We start from the raw sequence: 4559 nt of genomic DNA, 5'->3' as shown, positions 1-4559 counted from the left end.
GGATGCGGCCGGTCGGTCGCCCGTACGCCCCTCGCAGCGGGGCGTACGGGGCCCCCGGGGAGGCGTACTCCGTCAGTCGCCGACGATGCTGCGGATGTTCTCGATGGAGCCGCAGCCCGACTTCAGCCGGCGCGCCCGCTCCTCGAGGAAGGCCGCTCCGAGTTCCTCGCGGCGCTGCATCGCGACCTTCTCGCGGGCGCCGTTGAGGATGGTGCGCTCTTCTTCGTCGGTGTGGTGCGCGATGGCCTCGACGAGTTCTTCCAGCTTCTCGTCCCAGTCCTCGGAGCCGACCTCGTCGACCTCCAGCAGCGCGAGAAGTGCCTTGTTGCCCTCCTCGTGCTCGGACTCGCCGTGCTCGACCTCCTCGTTGTCGATGTCCTTGTACCGCTTGAGCGCGGGGTAGACCTCGGCCTCCTCCGCCAGGGCGTGCGCGATCAGCAAGTCAGCGAATTCCTTGAGCGCGGCCGACCTGTCGGCCTCGACACTGCGCATCTCCCGGAACAGGTCCTCCATCCTCCGGTGATCCTCAAGAATGAGTTCGACGACATCTTGCGTAGTTGCCACGGTGCGGCTCGCCTTTCGTGGGAGAAGATCGGTCCACTCACGCGAATACCCCTGTCTGCCAGGACCAGTACGGCGAATGCGCCGCTTGGCGCAACGAGAACAACCTCAGCAGCGAAACAGACGAAGTCCCTTGAACCAGGAGGAAAGTTGCCGGACTCGGGAAATGATGCGGGTACCGCGGACACTGGGCGCGACGAGACCGAGGAGGAGAGAGCCGACCGCAAGTGGGGCGAGCTCATCCAGGAGATCCGGGTGGCGCAGACGGGCGTGCAGATTCTGTTCGGCTTTCTGCTGACGGTCGTATTCACCCCGCGCTACGCCCAGTTGCGGGATGTGGACCAGACCATCTACATCGTCACGGTCGTCCTGGGCGCCGCCGCCACCGGTGCCCTGATCGGTCCGGTCTCCCTGCACCGGATCGTGTCCGGGAGGCGGGTGAAGCCGCAGGCGGTGCGATGGGCGTCGCGCCTCACGTTCGCCGGGCTCGTACTGCTGCTGGCGACCATGACCGCTTCGCTCCTGCTCATCCTGCGGGTGGCCACCCATGACGCCTATGTGCCGTGGCTGGTCGCGGGGGTCGTGGCCTGGTACCTGATCTGCTGGTTCGTCCTGCCGTTGTGGGCCCGCTATCGCTTCACCACTCCCTGATGGCGCAGTGAGGCCGGCGGGCCGGTGGCCGAGAGGGCACGCGCGCGTGCGTCGCGCGCGTGCCCGTCGTCGCGTGGGTCCCTGCCGTCAGGCCGTGAGCGCGTGGGACGACGGACCGGCCACTCGGGGTGCGCCGGTCGCCCGGGGTGTCCCCGTCGCTCGGGGGGTACTGCGCGGGGTGGCCCGCACCGGGTACGTGGTCTTCGCCGGGTCCACTATGGGATCGCCCAGCACTATGCGGCCCGTCGCGTGCAGTGCGTCGCACTCGTCGGTGGGCAGAGCGACGTAACACCCTCCGCGCCCCGGCTGTGAACCGACGGCCTGCCAGTAGCCGTAGCGGCGGCGGCCATTGGCGTGGACGGTGAGGCAGACGGGGACGCGCTGCTCGGTGATCAGACGCAGGACCTCGGCACCACGGGAGCTGAGCGGAGTCTGGGGGCGGGGGAGGGCTCGGAGCATCGTCACCGGCCTCCGGCCGTGGCCCGCGGCTCGGCGCAGCGGTGGAGAGAGGGCGTCATGTGCGGGCAGCCTTTCGACGGACGGGTTCGATCGCGTACCGCGCGGAGCGGTGACGTTCTCGCTGCTCAGCATTGTCGCGTCGAGCACTGACAACGCGGGCAGGGCGGGGCTCCTGAGCGGTACCCCTGTCAGCCGGTTGCTCACATTCCGGCCGTCCACACCTGACGGCGGGCGTCTGTCTGCCAGGGGATCAGCGGGTTGCGGCGGCGGACCCTCGTGCGGCACAGCGGCGGGGTCGGGCAGGCGCCCGGGACACCCGCGCGGCTCGGGGCGAATCGAGGGCCGCCGGGAACCGTCGTAGGCCTGGGACCCCCGTACGGCATTGGCGGAATCGGCGGCCGTCGGGAACCGTCGTAGGCCTGGGGACCCCCGTACGGCATTGGCGGAATCGGCGGCCGTCGGGAGCCGTCTTACGCCCCGTGCGGCTCGGGCGGCATCGGCGGCCGCCGGGAACCGTCGTACGGCCCGGGCGAGCGGCGCGGCCTGCCGTCACCAGGGGAGGAAGGCGTGCACGTCCTTGCCGTCGGGCCGCACCACCACGCTGACCTGGTCACAGAGCGTGTGGATCAGGTGCCAGCCGATGCCGCCCCCACCCTCCTTCGGGTGGAAGGGGCGAGGTGCGGGCGGGGTGGTACTGCTGTCCCGCACCGTCACATGCACGCCGTCGTAGGTGCGGCGCATCTGGAGCTCAAAGGGGCCGGGGGCGTACTGGACCGAGTTGGCGGCCAGCTCCGTGACCACGAGCAGAAGGTCGTCCCAGTACTCGGCCGCACTGGGCGGTGACGCCCGCGCGAGAAGGCTCAGATAGCCCTCCGCCGTGAGTCGCGCGTCGGTCACGTTGCGCAGCTGACCGGCGAAGGCGCTGGTGAGCGTGTCGATCTCCTGACGTGACAGTTCCTTGTCCCTACTCGGATCGCTTGCCATCTCGCCTTCCCGGATCTGGCTGCCGGGTTGTCTCCCGCTGCTCCCGGCCCGTCGCCGCCTCGGCCGCGCGCCCCGGGGACGGTGCGCCGGGACTGACGCCCGCAGGTCCGGGACCGCCGGCCGTCGGGCCCGCCACCGTGCGCGGCGCAGGGCCTGCCCGACGTGGCCCTCGCCGTGGGTGCCCTGCCTACGCCGCGGTGTCCCGGGACCGCCGGGCGGCCGCGCGCCGCCTCAGCGCACGCCGTTCGTTCTCACTTGTACCACCCCATACGCCGATGCCCTGACCCGTATCGAGCGCCCACTCCAGGCATTCTTCGCGGACCGTGCATCCCTGGCAGACGGCTTTCGCCTCCAGGATCTGCAGGAACGCGGGACCTGTGGTGCCGATGGGGAAGAACAGATCGGGATCGACGGTGCGGCAGGCCGCGGCGGCGCGCCAGTCGTCCATGGGGTCCTCCTGCGATCGCGGTCGTGTAGGTCGCTACGGTCCTTCGCCCTTCGGGTCACCCCTGATCGCACAGGTGAAACAGATATGTCGTACAGCTTCGGACTGCTTGAACGTTGAGCAACCGCGAAAGGCGGCACGCGGCACGTTGGGCGCTGAGACCGTGTCTCCCGGTACGGCGCGGCGGGGGCCCACCGGTGGCAAGATGGAACCGCCCGGTGAGCGACGACGGTGGTTCGGCGAATAGGCAGGTGGGAGATGTCGCAAGAGCCAGGCGAGATCTGGGAGCAGTTCGCCATCGGCCTGGCCGACATGGCGCGGGACCTGCTCGCCCAGGACTCGGTCCAGGGCACGCTGGACCGGATCGTGGAGCACGCGTCAGTCCTGATCAGGGGATGCGACGAAGCCGGCATCCTCACCGTGCGCCACCGCGAAGTCAGCGCCCTGTCCGCGACGAGCGACGTGGTGCGCACCGCGGACAAGATTCAGCAGGACCTGCAGGAGGGCCCCTGCTTCGACGCCGTCACCGACCGCACGCAGGTCTACGCCATCGAGGACATGCGCCGGCCGCACGAGCGCTGGTCCCGCTTCGCGCCCGAGCTGAGGAAGCTGGGCATGGGCAGCATGATGGGGTTTCTGCTGTTCACCGAGGACGACGAGCTCGGTGCGCTGAATCTGTACTCGCACAAGCCGTACACCTTCGACGAGACGGCACAGCGAGCGGGCTGGATCCTCGCCTCGCACGGGGCCGTCGCGTTCTCCGCGGCCCGTACGCACCAGCAGCTCGGTCACGCGCTGGAGACGCGGCACGAGATCGGCGAGGCCATGGGCATCCTGATGGAGCGTCATGGCCTGACCGAGGAAACGGCCTTCAAAGTCCTCAAGAAGGCCTCTCAGGATCACAACGTCAAACTCCGTGAGATCGCCCGCCAGATCTGCAGGACCGGCGACAAGCCCGCCTGAAAGCAGCGGTGCGGGACCGCTCCGCGCGGCGGTGCGCGACGCCGGTGGAGTACGGCGTCAATTGCCGGGAACCCGGAAGGTCGGGAAACGAAAGAGCGCCTTGATTCACGGGCTGCTATCGCCAACTGCACCGACAGCGGGAGAATCTGATGACGAGTTACGGCGGTCCCTCTGCCGCGTCCTCCGGATCGCGCACCAACGGTCTGGCCATCGCGAGCCTGGTCTGCGGCATCATCGGGCTCATCTTCTTCAATGTGATTCTCGGCCCCCTCGCGATCGTGTTCGGCGCGATCGGAATGCGTCAGGCCGCTGCCAAGGGCGGCGGCGGAATGGCGAAGGCCGGTCTCATCCTGGGCGTCGTGGATCTGATTGTTTTCGCGATTCTGGTCGCCGTGGCCGCATCCAACGGCGGCTTCACCTGGTACGTGGGCGGCTGACCGGCCGCACTGCTCGGCATGGCCGTGGTGGGGGCGCGCGGGGGGAGGGAGGGGGGCCC

General features: G+C 69.4%; 7 protein-coding genes. 3 read left to right on the top strand and 4 right to left on the bottom strand.

What is annotated here, in order from left to right:
* Window positions 1-72 precede the first annotated feature (72 nt).
* On the bottom strand, window positions 73-564 hold the full coding sequence (locus ACFVYF_RS17745) for a hemerythrin domain-containing protein (RefSeq protein WP_389456231.1): 492 nt from the start codon (window positions 562-564) through the stop codon (window positions 73-75).
* Between the two features lie 147 nt (window positions 565-711).
* Here ACFVYF_RS17745 and ACFVYF_RS17740 point away from each other — a divergent pair, with 147 nt between their 5' ends.
* Window positions 712-1212 (top strand): DUF6328 family protein, encoded by a 501-nt coding sequence (locus ACFVYF_RS17740; protein WP_389456229.1) that lies wholly within the window; start codon window positions 712-714, stop codon window positions 1210-1212.
* Window positions 1213-1299: 87 nt separating this feature from the next.
* On the opposite strand, the gene ACFVYF_RS17735 is transcribed toward ACFVYF_RS17740, so the two are convergent.
* The 3 genes from ACFVYF_RS17735 to ACFVYF_RS17725 form a co-directional block, all read right to left on the bottom strand.
* The gene (locus ACFVYF_RS17735; RefSeq protein ID WP_389456228.1) at window positions 1300-1671 is read right to left on the bottom strand and encodes a hypothetical protein; all 372 of its coding nucleotides are present in this window, start codon (window positions 1669-1671) and stop codon (window positions 1300-1302) included.
* Between the two features lie 549 nt (window positions 1672-2220).
* Window positions 2221-2655: an ATP-binding protein gene (locus ACFVYF_RS17730; protein WP_389456226.1), complete on the bottom strand. Its 435-nt coding sequence runs from the start codon at window positions 2653-2655 to the stop codon at window positions 2221-2223.
* 187 nt (window positions 2656-2842) lie between these two features.
* Window positions 2843-3103 (bottom strand): WhiB family transcriptional regulator, encoded by a 261-nt coding sequence (locus ACFVYF_RS17725; RefSeq protein WP_389456224.1) that lies wholly within the window; start codon window positions 3101-3103, stop codon window positions 2843-2845.
* A 255-nt stretch (window positions 3104-3358) separates the two neighbouring features.
* Between ACFVYF_RS17725 and ACFVYF_RS17720 the strand changes: the two genes are divergently transcribed.
* A complete protein-coding gene (locus ACFVYF_RS17720) occupies window positions 3359-4063 on the top strand; it encodes a GAF and ANTAR domain-containing protein (RefSeq protein WP_389456222.1) in 705 nt (234 codons plus the stop codon).
* A 149-nt stretch (window positions 4064-4212) separates the two neighbouring features.
* Window positions 4213-4500 (top strand): DUF4190 domain-containing protein, encoded by a 288-nt coding sequence (locus ACFVYF_RS17715; RefSeq protein ID WP_389456220.1) that lies wholly within the window; start codon window positions 4213-4215, stop codon window positions 4498-4500.
* Window positions 4501-4559: the final 59 nt, after the last annotated feature.

Origin of the sequence: Streptomyces sp. NPDC058274 (assembly GCF_042881375.1) — a bacterium.
Taxonomy (GTDB): domain Bacteria; phylum Actinomycetota; class Actinomycetes; order Streptomycetales; family Streptomycetaceae; genus Streptomyces.
The sequence above is the reverse complement of the archived record's forward strand: the minus strand, read 5'-3'. Positions and strand labels throughout refer to the sequence as shown.

Excerpts from the sequence above, each read along its gene's own strand:
- ACFVYF_RS17735 (WP_389456228.1), bottom strand. The coding sequence starts at position 1,671 with ATGCTCCGAGCCCTCCCCCGCCCCCAGACTCCGCTCAGCTCCCGTGGT.
- ACFVYF_RS17730 (WP_389456226.1), bottom strand. The coding sequence starts at position 2,655 with ATGGCAAGCGATCCGAGTAGGGACAAGGAACTGTCACGTCAGGAGATC.
- ACFVYF_RS17725 (WP_389456224.1), bottom strand. The coding sequence starts at position 3,103 with ATGGACGACTGGCGCGCCGCCGCGGCCTGCCGCACCGTCGATCCCGAT.
- ACFVYF_RS17720 (WP_389456222.1), top strand. The coding sequence starts at position 3,359 with ATGTCGCAAGAGCCAGGCGAGATCTGGGAGCAGTTCGCCATCGGCCTG.
- ACFVYF_RS17715 (WP_389456220.1), top strand. The coding sequence starts at position 4,213 with ATGACGAGTTACGGCGGTCCCTCTGCCGCGTCCTCCGGATCGCGCACC.